General features: G+C 70.2%; 16 protein-coding genes and 1 tRNA gene. 11 read left to right on the forward strand and 6 right to left on the reverse strand.

Going from position 1 to position 17,329, the window contains the following annotated elements; genetic code table 11:
- Nucleotides 1–66: 66 nt before the first annotated feature.
- Nucleotides 67–561: a 2-amino-4-hydroxy-6-hydroxymethyldihydropteridine diphosphokinase gene (folK, locus tag WCE39_RS00355; protein ID WP_343274724.1), complete on the reverse strand. Its 495-nt coding sequence runs from the start codon at nucleotides 559–561 to the stop codon at nucleotides 67–69.
- Entirely contained in the window at nucleotides 558–1,880 is a 1,323-nt protein-coding gene (gene pcnB, locus WCE39_RS00360) for a polynucleotide adenylyltransferase PcnB (protein WP_343274725.1), read from the reverse strand. Before pcnB ends, folK begins: the two co-directional genes overlap by 4 nt.
- Before the next feature lie 135 nt (nucleotides 1,881–2,015).
- Here pcnB and WCE39_RS00365 point away from each other — a divergent pair.
- Both WCE39_RS00365 and fdxA read left to right on the forward strand, forming a co-directional pair.
- Nucleotides 2,016–2,091, forward strand: a tRNA-Glu gene (locus WCE39_RS00365).
- Between the two features lie 141 nt (nucleotides 2,092–2,232).
- Nucleotides 2,233–2,556 carry a ferredoxin FdxA gene (gene fdxA / locus WCE39_RS00370; protein ID WP_343274726.1) on the forward strand — a complete coding sequence of 108 codons (324 nt, stop codon included), beginning with the start codon at nucleotides 2,233–2,235 and terminating at the stop codon, nucleotides 2,554–2,556.
- A gap of 73 nt (nucleotides 2,557–2,629) precedes the next feature.
- Here fdxA and WCE39_RS00375 read toward each other — a convergent pair whose 3' ends face one another.
- The gene (locus WCE39_RS00375; RefSeq protein ID WP_343274727.1) at nucleotides 2,630–3,172 is read right to left on the reverse strand and encodes a hypothetical protein; all 543 of its coding nucleotides are present in this window, start codon (nucleotides 3,170–3,172) and stop codon (nucleotides 2,630–2,632) included.
- Nucleotides 3,173–3,194: 22 nt separating this feature from the next.
- Nucleotides 3,195–4,106, reverse strand: coding sequence for a 4-hydroxy-tetrahydrodipicolinate synthase (gene dapA / locus WCE39_RS00380; RefSeq protein WP_343274728.1), 912 nt, complete (start codon nucleotides 4,104–4,106; stop codon nucleotides 3,195–3,197).
- 192 nt (nucleotides 4,107–4,298) lie between these two features.
- Between dapA and WCE39_RS00385 the strand changes: the two genes are divergently transcribed.
- From WCE39_RS00385 to WCE39_RS00395, 3 genes are all read left to right on the forward strand, one after another.
- On the forward strand, nucleotides 4,299–4,862 hold the full coding sequence (locus WCE39_RS00385; RefSeq protein ID WP_343274729.1) for a glycine cleavage system protein R: 564 nt from the start codon (nucleotides 4,299–4,301) through the stop codon (nucleotides 4,860–4,862).
- A 14-nt stretch (nucleotides 4,863–4,876) separates the two neighbouring features.
- Nucleotides 4,877–5,356 carry a peroxiredoxin gene (locus WCE39_RS00390; RefSeq protein WP_343274730.1) on the forward strand — a complete coding sequence of 160 codons (480 nt, stop codon included), beginning with the start codon at nucleotides 4,877–4,879 and terminating at the stop codon, nucleotides 5,354–5,356.
- Nucleotides 5,357–5,480: 124 nt separating this feature from the next.
- On the forward strand, nucleotides 5,481–6,884 hold the full coding sequence (locus tag WCE39_RS00395) for a PhoH family protein (protein ID WP_343274860.1): 1,404 nt from the start codon (nucleotides 5,481–5,483) through the stop codon (nucleotides 6,882–6,884).
- Between the two features lie 128 nt (nucleotides 6,885–7,012).
- Here WCE39_RS00395 and WCE39_RS00400 read toward each other — a convergent pair whose 3' ends face one another.
- Nucleotides 7,013–8,677, reverse strand: a complete 1,665-nt coding sequence (locus WCE39_RS00400; RefSeq protein WP_343274731.1) for a SulP family inorganic anion transporter — start codon at nucleotides 8,675–8,677, stop codon at nucleotides 7,013–7,015.
- Between the two features lie 141 nt (nucleotides 8,678–8,818).
- Here WCE39_RS00400 and thiD point away from each other — a divergent pair, with 141 nt between their 5' ends.
- A complete protein-coding gene (gene thiD / locus WCE39_RS00405) occupies nucleotides 8,819–9,622 on the forward strand; it encodes a bifunctional hydroxymethylpyrimidine kinase/phosphomethylpyrimidine kinase (RefSeq protein WP_343274732.1) in 804 nt (267 codons plus the stop codon).
- Nucleotides 9,619–10,548 (forward strand): alpha/beta hydrolase family protein, encoded by a 930-nt coding sequence (locus tag WCE39_RS00410; protein ID WP_343274733.1) that lies wholly within the window; start codon nucleotides 9,619–9,621, stop codon nucleotides 10,546–10,548. The genes thiD and WCE39_RS00410 overlap by 4 nt, the downstream gene beginning before the upstream one ends.
- On the opposite strand, the gene galE is transcribed toward WCE39_RS00410, so the two are convergent.
- Nucleotides 10,500–11,549: a UDP-glucose 4-epimerase GalE gene (galE, locus tag WCE39_RS00415; RefSeq protein ID WP_343274734.1), complete on the reverse strand. Its 1,050-nt coding sequence runs from the start codon at nucleotides 11,547–11,549 to the stop codon at nucleotides 10,500–10,502. The genes WCE39_RS00410 and galE overlap by 49 nt on opposite strands.
- 602 nt (nucleotides 11,550–12,151) lie before the next feature.
- On the opposite strand from galE, the gene WCE39_RS00420 reads away from it, so the two are divergent.
- The 4 genes from WCE39_RS00420 to WCE39_RS00435 all read left to right on the forward strand — a co-directional run bounded on the left by WCE39_RS00420 (nucleotide 12,152) and on the right by WCE39_RS00435 (nucleotide 17,306).
- Nucleotides 12,152–14,251 (forward strand): HzsA-related protein, encoded by a 2,100-nt coding sequence (locus WCE39_RS00420; RefSeq protein WP_343274735.1) that lies wholly within the window; start codon nucleotides 12,152–12,154, stop codon nucleotides 14,249–14,251.
- Nucleotides 14,252–14,335: 84 nt separating this feature from the next.
- Nucleotides 14,336–14,956, forward strand: a complete 621-nt coding sequence (locus WCE39_RS00425) for an XrtA/PEP-CTERM system exopolysaccharide export protein (protein ID WP_343274736.1) — start codon at nucleotides 14,336–14,338, stop codon at nucleotides 14,954–14,956.
- On the forward strand, nucleotides 14,956–16,545 hold the full coding sequence (locus tag WCE39_RS00430; RefSeq protein ID WP_343274737.1) for an XrtA system polysaccharide chain length determinant: 1,590 nt from the start codon (nucleotides 14,956–14,958) through the stop codon (nucleotides 16,543–16,545). The genes WCE39_RS00425 and WCE39_RS00430 overlap by 1 nt, the downstream gene beginning before the upstream one ends.
- The gene (locus WCE39_RS00435; RefSeq protein ID WP_343274738.1) at nucleotides 16,542–17,306 is read left to right on the forward strand and encodes a P-loop NTPase family protein; all 765 of its coding nucleotides are present in this window, start codon (nucleotides 16,542–16,544) and stop codon (nucleotides 17,304–17,306) included. Before WCE39_RS00430 ends, WCE39_RS00435 begins: the two co-directional genes overlap by 4 nt.
- The last annotated feature ends 23 nt before the right edge of the window (nucleotides 17,307–17,329 follow it).

A 17,329-nucleotide genomic window follows, 5' to 3' on the forward strand; every position in this document is an offset into this window, starting at 1 on the left:
TGAATATCGCGTCCGTATCTTGGGGAAGGCGCCCCAATCTTACGCCGGCGCGATGCAGCGCAGGCGTCAGTCCGGGACGATGCCGCTGGTGTCCATGCCGGCAAGCAGCGCATCGACGCGGCCACGGCCCGGGACCAGCGCGTCGGGAGCAACTTCTTTCAGCGGCACCAGCACGAAGGCGCGCGCGTGCAGTTGCGGGTGCGGCACCACAAGGCCGGGTTCGTCGACCACCAGATCGCCATACAACAGCAGGTCGAGGTCGAGCGTGCGTGGCCCCCAGCGGCTGCCGTCGGCCGCGCGCTCGCGGCCGTGGCCGCGCTCGATTGCGAGCAGCGCGTCAAGCAGCGCGCGCGGGGCAAGCGCGGTCTCGAGCACGGCGACGGCGTTGATGAAATCGGGCTGCGCCTCCACGCCCCAGGCCGGCGTACGGTAGAAGCGCGACGCTTGCACCAGGCGCGTGGCCGGCAGCGCATCGAGCGCGGCCAGGGCCGAGCGCAGGGTGGCGGCCACGTCGCCCATGTTGCCTCCCAGGCCGATGAAGGCCCGGACCGGCGCGCTCATCCCGTGGTCACGGGCCGACGGCGACGGCGGCGGCGCGGCGTGCGCTGGGCGTCGTCGCCCTCCACGTCGTCCAGCGGGCTGTGGGCGATCGCCATGTCGGGATCAAGCTGCGCCTCGCGCCAGAACGCGATGTCTTCGGCGTGCTCGTCGGAGCCGGCCTGGCGCACCTGCAGGAAGTCGAACGCGGCGCGGAAGCGCGGGTGCGCCAGCATGCGCATCACCCGCTTGCGCTGGCGCAGGCCGAAGCGCGACTGCAGCAGCCAGATCTCCTGCATGGGCAGCGAGAACCGGCGCGGCACGGCGATGGTCGCAAGTTCATGCACCGTGACCCGGTCCGCGGCGCGGCGCTGGGCGTCCGCCGGAGGCACGTCCTGCGCCTGCAGCGCCATCAGCGTGCGGCAATAGGCGGGCCACATCAGCAGTGCGAACAGGAACGCAGGCGACACCGGCTCGTCCGCGGCCACCCGCGCATCGGTGCCGCGCAGGCCCTCCAGCACGACCGCGCGCAGCGCACCGCTGCGGTTGGCTTCCATCGCCGCTCCCGCCTCCGGGAACATCGCCTTCAGCAGGCCGTGGCGCTCCAGGCCCTTGAAGCTGGCAACGCCATGCCCGGACAGGAACAGCTTCAGGGTTTCCTCGAACAGGCGCGCGGGTGCGGCCTCGGAGAGCAGCGGCGCCAGTTCGCGAATCGGCGCCGCGGTGGCCGGGTCGATGTCGAAGTCGAGCTTGGCCGCCAGGCGCACCGCGCGCAGCATGCGCACGGGATCTTCGCGGTAGCGGGTTTCGGGGTCGCCGATGAGCTTGAGCACGCGGTTCTGCACGTCCTCGAAGCCGCCGAGATAGTCGCGGACCGAGAAGTCATCGATGGTGTAGTACAGCGCGTTGGCGGTGAAGTCGCGGCGCACGGCATCGTCCTCGATCGTGCCGTAGACGTTGTCGCGCAGCAGGCGCCCGCCCTCGTGCGTCTCGCGGTCACCGCTGCCGTCGTCGACGTTGGCGCGGAAGGTCGCGACCTCGATGATCTCGCGCCCGAAGACCACGTGCGCCAGCCGGAACCGGCGCCCGATCAGGCGGCAGTTGCGGAACAGCGACTTGACCTCTTCGGGCGTGGCGCTGGTGGCGACGTCGAAGTCCTTGGGGCTGCCGCCGACCAGCAGGTCGCGGACCGCGCCACCGACCAGGTAGGCCTCGTGGCCACCTTCGCGCAGGCGATAGAGGACGCGCAGCGCGCTGGCGCTGATGTCCTTGCGGGAGATGGTGTGCTGGTCGCGCGGGATCGTCCGCAGGACCGGTGTAACGGAAGGGATATCGTTGGGCATCTGGAAAAAAGTACCTGCTCTGGTTGCCCAGTGGCAGCCTGTGCTTGCTATACTAGCAAGCCGCATACAGCCTTGGCTTGTCGCGGGACCCGGTCGTCCAGCCGGTGTCGTCCAAAAGGCGGCGAATGCACCACTGCTCCCTTCGTCTAGAGGCCCAGGACGTGGCCCTCTCAAGGCTAAAACACGGGTTCGAATCCCGTAGGGAGCACCATATTCCCCAGGGCCCGCACCGGAAACGGTTGCGGGCCTTGTGCTTTCCGGGCCCGCCCGAACGCAGCGATGGTGTCGGCGCGGGCTCCAGCGCGGCGGTGGGCGTTACAATGGCGGGCCTCCACAGCCAGCGTCGCGAACCATGCCCTTCGTCGTCACCGAGAACTGCATCAAGTGCAAATACACCGACTGCGTCGAGGTGTGTCCGGTGGACTGTTTCCACGAAGGCCCGAACTACCTGGTGATCGACCCCGACGAGTGCATCGACTGCACGCTGTGCGAACCGGAATGCCCGATCGGCGCGATCTACGCCGAGGATGACGTTCCGGCAGGCCAGGAGGGCTTCGTGGCCCTGAACGCCGAGTTGTCGAAGGAGTGGCCGGTGATCACCACGCGCCAGGAGCCGCTGCCGGACGCCGGGGAGTGGGACGGCAAGCCGAACAAGCTGCCGCTGCTGGAGCGCTGACGCGCGGCGCCGCCGCCGGATCAGGGCGCGCGATCGGTTGCGGATCGCGCGCGCCACGACTGCCCGTCGCCGGTTACCGGGCCAGGCCCGTGCGAAGGGCTTCGATCACCCGCACGGCGTCGTCGCCGGCCGCCGGCAGTCCGCGCGGATCGACCGCCGACACATAGGTGCCCGCCTCGACCTGGGTCACGCGCACCAGGAACTTGGTGTCGCCTGCATCGATGTCATAGGTGCCCAGCAGCTGCGCCTTGCTGACCACGGTCACGCCCTCGATGGCGCCGAGCAGCGACTCGATGCGCTGGAAGGCCTCGTCGCGCGCGAGCTGGACGGTGAAACCGTTGGTCGCGCCTTGCGCCGCGGGAGCGGCCGGTGCCGCCGGGGTCGCGGACGACATGTCCGACCGGGTGACGCTGGTGGTGCCGGTGTCCGGCACGGCCATCGCCGAGCTGGTGTCGGGGAGATCGAGGTCCGGCGGCACTTCCAGCGGGCGGTCCTGCGGGGCGGCGGCATACAGCGCGCTGTCCTTGCGGAACCAGCTGCAGCCGGCGGTGGCGACCAGGGTCACGACAAGGGCGACCGCAATGGCCGGACGGAGCATGGAACGGGAAGGCTGCATTGCTGTCTCCTGGGAAAACGGTTCAGGCCGCGACGGATTCGCGGCAGGTGTGTTCGAGCGCTTCGAGGTCGGCGGCGATGGCGTCCGCGGCCACGGCGTGCGCCGCCGCCAGCGGCAGCAGCGGCAGGCGGATGCCGTCGCGGTGGCCGAAGCCGCGCCGCGCCAGCAGGGCCTTGACCGGGATCGGATTGGACTCGACTCCGCAGAATTCGACCAGCGCCCGGAGCTGGCCGCCCAGCGCCGCGCAGCCTGCGGCATCGCCCGCGCGGGCGAGGTCGCACAGGCGGCGGAAGGCCGCCGGCGCCACGTTGGACGCGACCGATACCAGGCCGTCGGCACCGGCCAGCATCGCGCGCGCGGCGCTGCCGTCGTCACCGCTCAGGATCGAGAACCCCGGGCCGGCCAGTGGCAGCAGCGCGCGCATGCGGACCTCGTCGGCCACGGCCTCCTTGATGCCGATGATGGCGTCGTGGGTGGCCAGGGCGGCGACCACCTCCGGCTGCATGTCGCAGCCGGTGCGCGGCGGCACGTTGTAGAGGATGACCGGCAGCGCGCCGTCGTCGGCGACCGCGCGATAGTGCGCGAGCAGGCCGGCCGGCGTCGGACGCACGTAGGGCGGCGTGACCACCAGCGCCGCGTCGGCGCCGCAGGCGGAGGCCAGGCGGGTGCGTTCGATCGTGTGCGCGGTGCCGGACTGTCCGGTCCCGGCGATGACCGGCACCCGGCCGGCCACGCGTTCGACGGCCGCCCGCAGCAGGGCTTCGTATTCCGCGCCGGTCAAAGCCGCCGCCTCGCCGGTGGAACCGGCGACGACCAGGGCCCGGGTACCGCCCGCAAGCTGGGCGTCGACCAGCCGCAGCCATGCGTCGGTGTCGAGTCCGCCGGCGGCCGTGAAAGGCGTCGCCAGCGCGGTGATGCTGCCGGAAAGATGCAAGCTGGACCTGCGTTGGGAAGCCGTGCGGGGAGGCCGCGCGACGGGGCGCGCAGCAGGGTGATCTTACTTGCGGCCTCGAAGCACGGGCAAGTATGCTGGCCGCAGCCTCAAGGGCGGCCGCTTGGCCCGTCCAGGCGCGTATGGCGGCCGGCCTCCCGGCGCCTCCGCACCGCCACCCCCGTGGACTCCGCTTTGACCGACACTGAAACATCCCGGCCCGCGCCGACCGAGAACCACCTGCTCATCAACGCCTATACGACGCATCCGCGCTCGCCGCTGCTGGCGGTGTCGCGACGGATCGCCGACAGCGGCTGCAACCTGGTCGACACGCGCCTGTCCACCGTCGGCCGCGACGTGTCCGTCACCGCGCTGGCCACCGGCTCGTGGGACGCGGTGGCGAAACTGGAAGCCATGCTGTCGCGCCTCGAGCGCGAAGAGGACCTGAAGCTGGTCTGGTACCGCACCGGTGCCAAGCCCGTCCAGTCCAACCTGCTGCCCTACATCGTGGAAGTGGTGGCGTCCGACAAGCCCGGCATCCTGTACCAGCTGGCCGACTTCTTCGACCGCCAGGGCATCACCATCGAAAGCCTGCACTGCTCGCGCTACCGCGCCATGCAGACCGGCGCCGACATGTTCTCGGCCCAGGTCACCATCGGCGTGCCGGCGGACATGCACATCGCCGTCCTGCGCGACGATTTCCTCGAGTTCTGCGACCACCTCAACCTGGACGCGATCATGGACCCGATGAAGTTCTGAGGACCGGCAGACAGATGAACGAAGGCGACACGCTGGACCGCGGCACCCTTGAGCTCCCGCTGCAGCTGTCCGGCGGCGCCGGCGCGACGCTTGCCGACTACGCCGGTCGCTGGCTGGTGCTGTACTTCTATCCAAAGGACTCCACGCCGGGCTGCACCACCGAAGGCCTGGACTTCAACGCCCTGCTGCCGGAACTCGAGGCGCTGGATGCGACGGTGCTGGGCGTCTCCCGCGACTCGGTGAAATCGCACGACAACTTCTGCGCGAAGCAGGGCTTCGGGTTCCCGCTGGTCAGCGACGCGGACGAGGCGCTGTGCCGCGCGTTCGACGTGATCAAGGAAAAGAACATGTACGGCCGCAAGGTGATGGGCATCGAGCGCAGCACCTTCCTGGTCGACCCCCGGGGACGTATCGCACGCGCCTGGCGCAAGGTGCGCGTCCCGGGACATGCCGATGCCGTGCTCGAGGCGCTGAAGGAAGCCCGCGCCCGGTGAACCAATGCCGCGCCCCTGCCCTGCGCCGCCCCGCCCTGCGGGCCGCGGCGGATCGCGCGTGGGCGACGTGCCACGCCGCGACATCCCGACCCAGCCACGCAACCCCGGACGGACCGACACCGCGATGAACCACGGCAAGCGGATCTACGTACTCGACACCAACGTGCTGATGCACGACCCGACGGCGCTGTTCAAGTTCGAGGAGCACGATGTCTACCTGCCGATGCAGGTGATCGAAGAGCTCGACAACGGCAAGAAGGGCACCACCGAGGCCAGCCGCAACGCACGCCAGGTCAGCCGTTTCATCAACGAACTGATCGAGGCCCACGGCGCGGACCGCATCGCCTCCGGCCTCAGGCTCGAGCGCCCCGGCGGCCTGCAGCTGCGTGGCACCGGCAGCAGCGGCGTGCTGCGCTTCCAGACCACCGTGCCGAAGGAGGACAAGACCTCGTTCGGCGCCGTGGCCCCGGACAACCGCATCCTAGGCGCCATCCTCGACCTGAAGCGCGAGGACGGCAGCGACCCCGTGGTGTTCGTCTCCAAGGACATCAATCTCCGCATCAAGGCGGCCATCGCCGGCATCCCCAGCGAGGACTACGAGAACGACCGCGCGCTGGACGATTTCAGCCTGCTCTACACCGGCGCAACCGCCCTGCCCGGGGACTTCTGGCAGCGCCACGGCAAGGATCTCAAGTCCTGGACCGACAAGGGCCGCACCTGGTACGAACTGCGCCACACCGAAGAGGACGACTGGTATCCCAACCAGTACCTGTACCTCCCCGGCGACGAAGAGGCCGAGTTCCGGGTGGCCTCGGTGGAAGGCGACCGCGCGGTGCTGCAGATCGTCGACGACTACCGCAGCCAGCAGCACGCCGTCTGGGGCATCACCGCGCGCAACCGCGAGCAGAACTTCGCGCTCAACGCCCTGATGGACCCGGAGATCGACTTCGTCACCCTGCTTGGCACCGCCGGAACCGGGAAGACCCTGCTGGCCCTGGCCGCGGGCCTGGCGCAGACCATGGACGCACAGCGCTACCGCGAGATCATCATGACCCGCGCCACCATCAGCGTGGGCGAGGACATCGGTTTCCTGCCCGGCACCGAAGAGGAAAAGATGACGCCCTGGATGGGTGCGCTGACCGACAACCTCGAAGTGCTGCTGCCCAGCAACAAGGACGGCGGCAGCTGGGGTCGCGCCGCGACCAACGACCTGCTGGCCTCGCGCATCAAGATCCGCTCGCTGAACTTCATGCGCGGCCGCACGCTTCTCGACCGCTGGCTGATCCTGGACGAGGCGCAGAACCTGACGCCCAAGCAGATGAAGACCCTGATCACCCGCGCCGGCCCCGGCACCAAGATCGTCTGCCTGGGCAACGTCGAACAGATCGACACGCCGTACCTGACCGAAACCACCTCGGGCCTGACCTACGCCGTCGACCGCTTCAAGCACTGGGCGCACAGCGCGCACGTGACCCTGCGCCGCGGCGAGCGCTCGCGCCTGGCGGATTACGCATCCGAGGTGTTGTAGAGGTTGCAGGGGCTGGTGCTGCGGTGTCGTACGGCCGCCGAGCGGAAGAGCGGAGGCGCGAACCTACCACCCGCCATCCAGATCCACGCCGGAACCGGGCGCATCAGTGATGCGGGTAGCCGAGGTGTTCAGGCCGAGGGATCGGCCTCGCCGCGCTCGGCGGCGATGAACCGCAGCGCTTCCGACAGGTCCCTGAAATAGCTGTCGGGAATGTCCCGACTGACCAGCTCTGCACGCAACAGCTTGCGCAGCACCCCGATGTTCGCCCCGTTGAGCAGCACCCGCACGCCCTGCCCGCGCAGGTGGGCGATCGTCGACTCCAGCCGCTTCAGCCCCGTCGCATCGATGAACGGGACCCGCTCCAGTCGCAGCGCCACGTACGCCGGCGCCTGGCGCGACCATGACAGTGCCCGCTCCAGGGAATCGACCGAGCCGAAGAAGAACGGCCCGTCGATCGAATACACCAGCACGTCCCCCGGCAGCTCCTCCAGTCCCGCGTCCGCCAACTCCTGGCGCAGGCTCGCCTGGCCATGCTCGACCACCGCCACGGACGCGCTCATCCTGCGCATGAACTGCATCATCGCCAGGATCACGCCGATGTTCACCGCCACCACCAGGTCCGTCAGGATGGTCAGCGCGAACGTGATCAGCAGGATCGCGACGTCCGCCCGCGGCGCCCGCCGCACCATGCGAAGGAAGCGCGGCGCCTCGCTCATGTTCCAGGCCACCACGAACAGGATCGCCGCAAGCGCCGCCAGCGGTACCTTGCCCGCGTAGGGCGCGACCACCAGCAGGATCAGCACCAGCACGATCGCATGCACCACGCCTGCGATCGGCGCATTGCCGCCGTTGCGGATGTTGGTCGCCGTGCGCGCGATCGCGCCGGTCGCCGCGATGCCGCCGAACAGCGGCGAAATGATGTTGGCGATGCCCTGCCCCACCAGCTCCTGGTTGGAATCGTGCTTCGTCCCCGCCATGCCGTCGGCCACCACGGCCGAGAGCAGCGACTCGATCGCCCCCAGCATCGCGATGGTGAATGCCGAAGGCAGCAGCAGCATGATCGTGTCGAAGTCCATTGCCGGCAGCTGCAGCGTCGGCAGCGCGCGCGGGATGGCGCCGAAGGTCGACTCGATGGTGGCCACGCCCGGCACGGCGGCCACCGCTACCACGGCCGTCGCCGCGACCATCGCCAGCAGCGGGCCTGGCACCCGCGAAAGCCCGGGGATGCGTGGCCCGTACAGCGCCAGCGCGAGGCTGCCGAGGCCGAGCAGGGCCGTGGGCAGGTCCAGCTGCGCGAAGGACCGCAGCAGCTGCCAGGCCTTCATGTAGAACGGTCCGTCGCCCGGCGCCGGCAGCCCGAAGAAGTACTGCCACTGCCCCACCCAGATGATCACCGCGATCCCCGCGGTGAAGCCCACGATCACCGGATCAGGGATGAAGCGGATCACCGAACCCAGCCGCGCCAGGCCCATCACCACCAGGATGACGCCGGCCATCAGCGTCGCCACCAGCAACCCGCTGACGCCGAACTGTGCGACCACGCCCGCGAGAATCACGATGAAGGCGCCCGTGGGCCCGGCGATCTGAACCCGCGAGCCACCGAACAGCGACACCGCGATGCCGGCGATGATCGCCGTGTACAGGCCCTGCTCGGGCTTGACCCCGGACGCGATCGCGAAAGCCATCGCCAGCGGCAGCGCGACCACGCCGACGATCAGGCCGGCGGTGATGTTGCGCGGCCAGTTGCCGCGGCGGAACAGTCCCGCGCGCCTGGCTTCGAGCAGGGCGATCATGCGGCGCCCCGCGCTTGGCGGCGCCGCATGCGCCCGGTCCGGGACAGATCCCTGCGGGCACGCGCCCGTGCAACTGCAATCATGCGCAAGGCCCCCTCGAGGACATGCATTCCGACAAACGAGACATCACAATACCCGACCATGACCAGGCCCATTTCAGCACTGACCATCGCCGGCTCCGATTCCGGCGGCGGCGCCGGCATCCAGGCCGACCTCAAGGCCTTTGCGGCCCACCGCGTCCACGGCCTCTCGGCGATCACCGCGCTCACCGCGCAGCACACGCGCGGGGTGACCGCCGTGCACGTGCCGCCGGTGGAGTTCCTGCGCGCGCAGATCGATGCCTGCTTCGATGACTTCGACGTCGGCGCGGTGAAGCTCGGGATGCTGGCGTCGGCCGCGGTGATCCACGCGGTGGCCGATGCGCTCGAAGTCCATCGTCCGCGCTGGCTGGTCCTCGATCCGGTGATGGTGGCGACCTCGGGCGCGCGGCTGCTCGAGGCGGATGCGCTGGACGCCATGCGCACGCGGCTGCTGCCGATGGCCGACCTGCTCACCCCGAACATCCCCGAGGCCGAGCTGCTGCTGGGACGCCCCATTGCCGACGGGACGGAGGCCGATGCGGCGCTTGCCGCGCTGCGTGCCCCGGGCGCGGGCGCGGTGCTGCTGAAGGGCGGGCACCTGGACGAGGGCGACACCGTCGTCGACCGCTTCGCCGACGGCCGCACGGCCATCGCGCACCGCGGGCCGCGCCTGGTGGTCGACGGCCACGGCACCGGCTGCACCCTGGCATCGGCGATTACAGCCAACCTCTGCCTTGGCCTCGACCTTCCCGATGCCGTCGGCCGCGGCATCGGCTACGTGCGCGACGCCTTGCGCAAGGGTATGCGGCCGGGTCGCAGCGACGTGCTGGTCCTCGGCCACTTCGACGCGCGCACCGGAACATGACGGCGCGGGCCGTTGCGGGTGCCGCGCGCATCGCGTCGTCGGTGGTCACGATGGAAGCCCCGGATGGCCACCGCTTCGAACTGCTGGCCAGCATCCCGGACCAGGCGCAACGCAGCCTGCTCTGGCTGCCGGCGCTCGGCGTGGCCGCGCGCCATTACCTGCCGCTGGCCTGGGCGCTGGCTCGACACGGCGTCGCGGTGTACGTGCACGAGTGGCGCGGGCACGGCAGCAGCAGCCTTCGCGCCGGACGCCGGGTGGACTGGGGCTATCGCGAACTGCTGTCGCTGGACATTCCCGCCAGCGAAGACGCGATCGCCGCCGCCCTGCCCGGCCTTCCACGCATCGTCGGCGGCCACAGCCTGGGGGGGCAGCTTTCCGCGTGCCGTCTCGCGCTGGCGCCCGCCACCTACACGGCGCTGTGGCTGGCCGGCTGCGGCGCGCCGTACTGGCGGGCCTTCCCCCTTCCGCAGCGCCTGTGGCTGCCGCTCGCCTACCGCGCGCTGCCCTGGCTTGCCGATCGCGCAGGCAGCCTTCCGGGGCGGCGCCTTGGCTTCGGCGGAAACGAGGCAAGAGGCCTCATGCGCGACTGGGCCGCGACTGCGACCAGCGGCCGCTATGCGGCGCGCGGGCTCGGCGACCTGGAACCGGCGATGGCCGCGGTGCGCGTGGACATCCGCGCCGCCCTGTTCGCACGCGACTGGCTCGCGCCGGCGTCGTCGCTGGACTGCCTGCTGTCGAAGATGCCGCGGTCACCGTCGGCGCGGGCGGTGTTCGACGATGACACCCTCGGGGTGGCGTCCGACCACTTCGCCTGGATGAAGTCGCCCGACCGCGTGGCCGGGTGGCTGCAGCAGCCTGCCCCGGGCGTGCGCGATGCTCAGGACGCTCCGTCGGTCGAAGGGTCCACGGCCCCGGCGGGTTCGTAGCCGCGCGGATTGCGCGACTGCCAGCGCCACGCATCCCGGCACATCGCCTCGATGCCGTGTTCGGCGCGCCACCCGAGCAGCTCCCGCGCCAGGGAAGGGTCCGCGTAGACTTCGGCCACGTCGCCGGGGCGGCGGGCAACGATCTCGAAGGGCACGGCGTGCCCCGATGCTTCTTCGAACGCCCTGACCAGTTCCAGCACGCTGGTGCCGCGTCCCGTCCCGAGATTGATGTTGGCGCTGCGACCTTCGCGCACCAGGAATTCAAGCGCGTCGGCATGGGCTCGGGCCAGGTCGACCACGTGGATGTAATCACGCACCCCGGTACCGTCCACGGTCGGCCAGTCGCCGCCGAACACCGCGAGCCGCTCCCGCTGCTGCAGGGCCACCTGGCAGACGTAGGGCATGAGGTTGTTGGGCACGCCGCCGGGCGCTTCGCCGATAAGGCCCGAGGCGTGCGCTCCCACCGGATTGAAGTAGCGCAGGTTGACGGCGTGGAAGCCCGGATCGCTGGCGCAGAGGTCGCCGATCAGCTGCTCCATGACCAGCTTGGTGCGCCCGTAGGGGTTGGTGACCTGCAGCGGCGCGTCTTCGCGCACGGGCACCGAGGCCGGATCGCCGTACACGGTGGCCGATGAGCTGAACACCAGCCTGTGGACCCCGTGGCCACGCATGGCCTGCAGCAGATGGATGGTGCCGCCGATGTTGTTGTCGAAGTAGTCCAGCGGGCGCTCGCAGGACTCACCCACGGCCTTGAGCGCGGCGAAGTGGATCACTGCGTCGAAGCGCTCCCCCGCGAACAGTGCGTCCACCGCGGCACGGTCGCGCAGGTCCACCCGGCGCAGCGCGGGAGGCTGGCCCAGGAGCGTGGCCAGGCGTTCGAGCACACGCGGCGAGCTGTTGCTGAAGTTGTCCGCGACCACGAATTCATGACCGCGAGCGGCCAGTTCGATGCAGGCGTGACTGCCGATGTAGCCGGCGCCGCCGGTGACCAGGATGCGCATTGGATCGTTCCCCTTGGACTCTGCGTCGGAAGCGTACGCGAATGCCCGGGGGCAGCGGAAACCCTGGCACCACGCCCGCCCGGCGGCGGATGAGGCGCCTGCGCCCCACGGCGCACCCGCAATTCAGTGAACTGCGTCACCCATTCAGCAATTGCCCCTTGTTCTTGACCGGGTATTCAGCCTGAATTCCAGCTGCGTTGAATCGCAGCGTTCAAATGCCTGGCTGTCTCGGGGGGGGAGACCCAGACCTGACGCGCGCGCGCCGTGCCGACCAGTGGTTGGCGGCACGGCCGGGCGCATTCCCGATCCCTTCCGGATACGCCCCGATGACAGTCCCGCACCGCCTGCCGAGCCCGCCGGCTTGCTTATCGCGCTTATCGCGCTTATCACGCTTATCACGCTTATCACGCTTATCACGTTTGTCCGCGCGTTCCCGATTACCCCGCCCCACGTCTGCTCCAACGTCCTGGCTCATTGCCCTGCTGCTCGCCGCCGGCACGCTCGCCGCCTGCAGCCCCGGCCCCCGGCAGCCCCCTGCGGGCGAAAACGCCCCGGCCCGCGCTTCATTGCTATCCGCACCGGCCCGCGCCGCCGCCCAGGCAGTGCCGCCGCCCGCCACCGCGCTGGTTTCCACCCCCGTCCAGAATCCCGTCCTCTTCGTCACCCAGGTGCCGACCGACGGTGACGTGTTCGCGTCGCGCCTGTCCACCTTCGCCAACCACATGACCAGCATGACGTCGGTGCCCCGCGGTGGCGGCCTGGTGATCCGCTATCCCGACGGCAGCCTGCGCGATCTGACCCGCGAAGCGGGTTTCGGCATGGATGGGCGCCAGGGTGCCAACGCCATCGCCGTCCGCGAACCCACCGTGCATTGGTCAGGCACGAAGGCGATCTTCAGCATGCTGGTCGGCGCGCCCGCGCAGCAGTACGGAGCCACCAGCGGGCGCTGGCAGATGTACGAGGTCAGCGGACTGGGCCAGGGCCAGACGGCAAGCATCACCAGGGTCGCCAACCAGCCCGCCTACAACAACGTCTCGCCGCTGTACGGCTCGGACGACAGCATCCTCTTCACTTCCGACCGGCCGCGCGACGGCGCGGCGCACCTGTATCCGCAGCTTGACGAATACGAGAGCACGCCGATCGTCACGGGCCTGTTCCGGCTTGATCCCGCCAGCGGCGCCGTCCGCATCCTCAACCACGCGCCCAGCGGAGCGTTCAGCCCCGTCATCGACAGCTACGGCCGCATCGTCTTCACCCGCTGGGACCACCTCCAGCGCGACCAGCAGCAGGACGCCGGCACCTCCGGCTCGTTCGACTACGCCAGCGAAGCCAGTGGCGCGTCTTCGGTCGGCACCCGGATGGATGTCTTCCCGGAGGCGCGGCTGGGGATGGACAGCCCCTACGGGCGCGTGGGCAACTACCACAGCAACATCTTCATGCCCTGGCAGGTCAACCAGGACGGCAGCTTCGAACAGACGCTCAACCACGTCGGGCGGCACGAAATCACGTTCGGCTTCCTCGGCCGCTCCTTCGCCGGCGATCCGTCGCTGTCTGACAACACCGACACGTCGCTGATCGCCAACCGCAAGTTCATCAGCCAGTATGGCGGCCTGTTCCATCTCCGCGAGGACCCGACGCAGCCGGGGATCTATTACGGGATCAACACCGCCGAGTTCGGGAGCCTGACGACCAACCAGATCATCCGCCTGAGCGGCGCCCCGCACCTCAACCCGGAACAGATGGTGGTCACCGATGCGTCGCCCGCGCCCACCGGCGCCGGCCTGGCCGGCGGCCGCTTCCGCAACCCGCTGCCGATGACCACCGGGCACATGGTCGCGAGCCACACGCCCAGCGCGAACGCCGGCGCGGGCATCGCGCTGCGCCTGCGCCAGGTGGTGGGTACGCCCGGCACGCTGGCCGCGGGCCCCGCGCTGACGCCCGGGATCGTCAGGTCGGTGTCCTGGTGGACACCCGACAGCCTGCGGTCCTTCGAAGGCGCGCTGTGGGAGATCGAACCCGTGGAGGTGGTCGCACGCCCGCGCCCGCCGTACACCTCCGAAGCGGCGCTGCAGACGCCCGAACGCGGGCTGTTCGCATCCGAAGGCGTCGACGAGGGCGCGTTCCGCAGCTGGCTGCGGGCCAACGACCTCGCGATCATCGTCACCCGCAACCAGACCAGCCGCGATCGCAGCGACCGCCAGCAGCCCTACAACCTGCGCGTCCCCGGCGGCACGCAGACGGTGGCCAACGGCGGCATCGTGTACGACATCGCCCACTTCCAGGTCCTGCAGGGCAACCTGGTGCGCGCGTACGGGAACTCGACGTCCGGACGGCGCGTGCTCGCACAACCGATCACCACGGACGCCAATCCCGGCAACCCGCTGGGTCCGGATGGCAGCGTCCGCATCGAGGCCGACGGCTCGACCGCGGCCTTCGTGCCCGCCAACCGCGCGCTGACCTGGCAGACGGTGGATCCCAACGGCGTGCCGGTCGTGCGCGAACGCGTGTGGATCACCATGCAGCCCGGCGAGATCCGCACCTGCGGCGGGTGCCACGGCGAGAACACGCGCAACCAGGCCGGCCAGCCGGAGCCGGCCAACGCGCCATCGGCCCTGCGGACCCTGCTGCGGCACTGGAAGCAGCGCGGCACGCAGCCGACACCGCGTGACGGGTCGGCACCTCTGCTCCCGCCGGCGCCCTAGCGCGCGGACGCCGCGACGTAGTGACCGCCGAAGGCGGGCTTTGCCGTTGTAACTGGCAACCCGCCTCACGTGGAAACTCCGCCCATGACCGCGCTTCGCCTGATCGCCGCCCTCGTGCTCGCCGCCCTGATGGGCGCATGCTCGTCATCCGGCGGCATCACCGATGTTCCGCCCGACCAGCCCCAGGCCGCGGTCGGTGACTACCTGATCGGCGTCGATGACATCGTCCAGGTGACCGTGTGGCGCAACCCCGAGCTGGGGATCACGGTTCCGGTGCGCCCCGACGGCCGGATCTCCGTGCCGCTGGTCGGCGACGTGGTCGCGGGCGGGCTGGCGCCCGCCGCCGTGGCGGCCGACATCCAGGACAAGCTCTCGGCCTTCGTGCGCGACCCGCAGGTGGCGGTGATCCTCACCGACCTGCGCAGCCACGAGTACCTCTCCCGCGTGCGCGTCACCGGCGCCGTGCGCCAGCCCGTCTCGATCCCCTTCCGCCAGGGCATGACCGTGCTCGACGCCGTGCTTGCGGCAGGCGGCGTCAACGAATTCGCGGCGTCCGACCGCGCCGCGCTGTACCGCCGTACCGGCGACGAATCCACCACGACGTATGCCGTGCGCCTGGACCGGATCCTCGGCCGCGGCGACCTGGCCACCAACCACCGCGTGGCGCCCGGTGACGTCATCACCATCCCCGAGCGCGCATTCTGATGGCGTCCCTTGCCCTGGCCGCGCCGCGCCGTCCCGGTGGCCCGCCGGCCACCGTGCCCGACCTGACGCCCAACGAGCTGCTCCCGATCCTGCTGCGCGAGGCCCGCGCCCGGATCATCCCGCTGGTCTCGATCTTCACTGCGATCGCCCTGCTGACGCTGGTCGTGGGGCTGTTCGTGATCCCGCGCAACTACACCTCCTCGGTCACGATCCTGGCCCAGGACAGCGACATCATCCAGCCGCTGCTGGAGGGGCGGGCCGTTCCCACCGGCGTGTCCGACCGCGCCGGCATGGCGCGCCAGATCATCTACGGCCGCAAGGTGCTGGGCGAAGCCCTGGCCGTTGGCGGCTGGCTCGAGGGCGCCCCATCCCCGATCGAGCAGGACCGGCTGATGGAGGAGATCCGCAACCGGACCATGATCGAGAGCCCGCGGCCCGAACTGGTGCAGATCAGCTATCGCGATCGCGACCCGGAACGCGCCTTCCGCATCGCCCGGGCCTTCGGCGACATGTTCATGAAGGAAGCCGCCGCGGCCAAGGAGCGCGAAAGCCGCGAGGCCTACGAGTTCATCGACAACCAGGTCCAGGGCTACCACGCCAAGCTGTCGAGCGCCGAGCGCAACCTGCAGGACTACCAGTCCCGCAACGTCGATGCCCAGCCGGGCAGCGCGGCGGACGCCACCACCCGCATCGGCGCGCTGCGCACCCAGCTGGAGCAGACGCGCATGGCCCTGCTTGAACAGGAGTCGCGCGAATCGTCGATCGCCGCCCAGCTCTCGGGCGAATCGGCGGTGACAGCGGTGCAGACGCGCGAGAACCTGTATCGCACGCGCCTGATCGAACTCCAGTCCGAGCGCGACCGCCTGCTGCTGGCCTACACCGAGCAGCACCCGGACGTGGTGCGCCTGCGCCACCAGATCGACGACATCACCCGCATGCTCACCGACGAGCGCGAACGCCGCGAGGCGCCCGGCACCGCCGGCACGCTGTCCGACGAAGCCCAGGCCAACCCGCTGTACCAGGAGCTGCGCAGCCAGCTCTCGCAGGCGCGCCGGGAAACGGCCGCCACCCGTTCACGGCTGCAGATCGCGCAGTCGCTGCTCGACGACGAGCTCGACCGCAGCCGCCGGATCGCGGCATCGGAGGGCGCGCTGGCCGAGCTGACCCGCGACTACGAGGTCAACCGCGAGATCTACCAGGACCTGCTGCGCCGGCGCGAGAACGCCCGCGTCTCGATGGGCCTCGACCAGGAGAACCGCGGCCTCACGCTGCGCATCCAGGACCCCGCGATCATGCCGCTGCGCCCCTCGGGCCTGCGCTTCATGCACATCGCGGCGGCCGGCCTGCTGATCGCCATCGTGCTGCCGCTGGTGCTGGTGTTCGCGGTGGCCCGCTTCGATCCGCGCGTGCGCTCGCAGCACCTCATCGTCAAGCACGCCAGCCTTCCGCTGCTGACCAGCGTGCCGGCCTACCCGACGCCCGGCGAGCGCCGCCGCGAGTACCTCTCCATGGCCATGGCCATGGCCATGCTCGCCTCGGTGGCCCTGGTCTATGTCCTCACATATGCATACAGGGTCGTAGCCGCATGAACTCCGCATCGATGATCGAACCCCGGCGCGGCGCGCATGCCCTGGCCGAAGCCGTCGGCACGCCTCCGAAGGAGGCTTCGCGCAGCCTGGCCCGCGTCCAGCCGCAGCCGTTTTCGCCGCGCGCGCTCGAGGAGCGGCGGCTGATCCACCGCCAGGACTCCGTGCGCGTCCAGGCCGACGCGTTCCGCGACCTGCGCACGCGCCTGCTCAACCTGCGCGGCAACCAGAACTTCATCACCCTGGTGGCGCCGGTGGCGCACAACTGCGGCGGCAGCTTCGTCGCGCGCAACCTCGCGCTGGCGTTCGCCTTCGACGAAGCCAAGACCGCGCTCCTGGTGGACTGCGATGCCCTGCACCCGAGCCAGCACATCGCCCTGGCCGCCGGCAGCGACAACTGCGGGCTGATGGACTACCTCGGCGGCAGCATCGACGACCTCGACGACATCCAGTACTCCACCGGGATCCCGCGCCTGCAGCTGATCCCGAATGGCAGCGTGCGCGAGATCGCGGGTGAGTACTTCACCTCCGCGCGCGCGCGGACGATGATCGATTCGCTGCGCCAGGCCGACCCCAACCGCTACATCATCCTGGACGCGCCGTCGGCGCTGAATTCGCCAGACGCCCGCATCCTCTCCGACCTTGCCGACGTGGTGGTCCTGGTGACCGGCTACGGCAAGGCCACGCTGGAGGCGATCGAGAAGGCCGCCGCCAACTTCGACCCGGCCAAGCTCGCGGGCATCGTGTTCAACGACAACCATTGACCCTTCATCGGGGAAGGACCGCT

The sequence above is a fragment of the Luteimonas yanweni genome (assembly GCF_039548475.1).
In the GTDB taxonomy this organism is placed as follows: Bacteria; Pseudomonadota; Gammaproteobacteria; order Xanthomonadales; family Xanthomonadaceae; genus Luteimonas.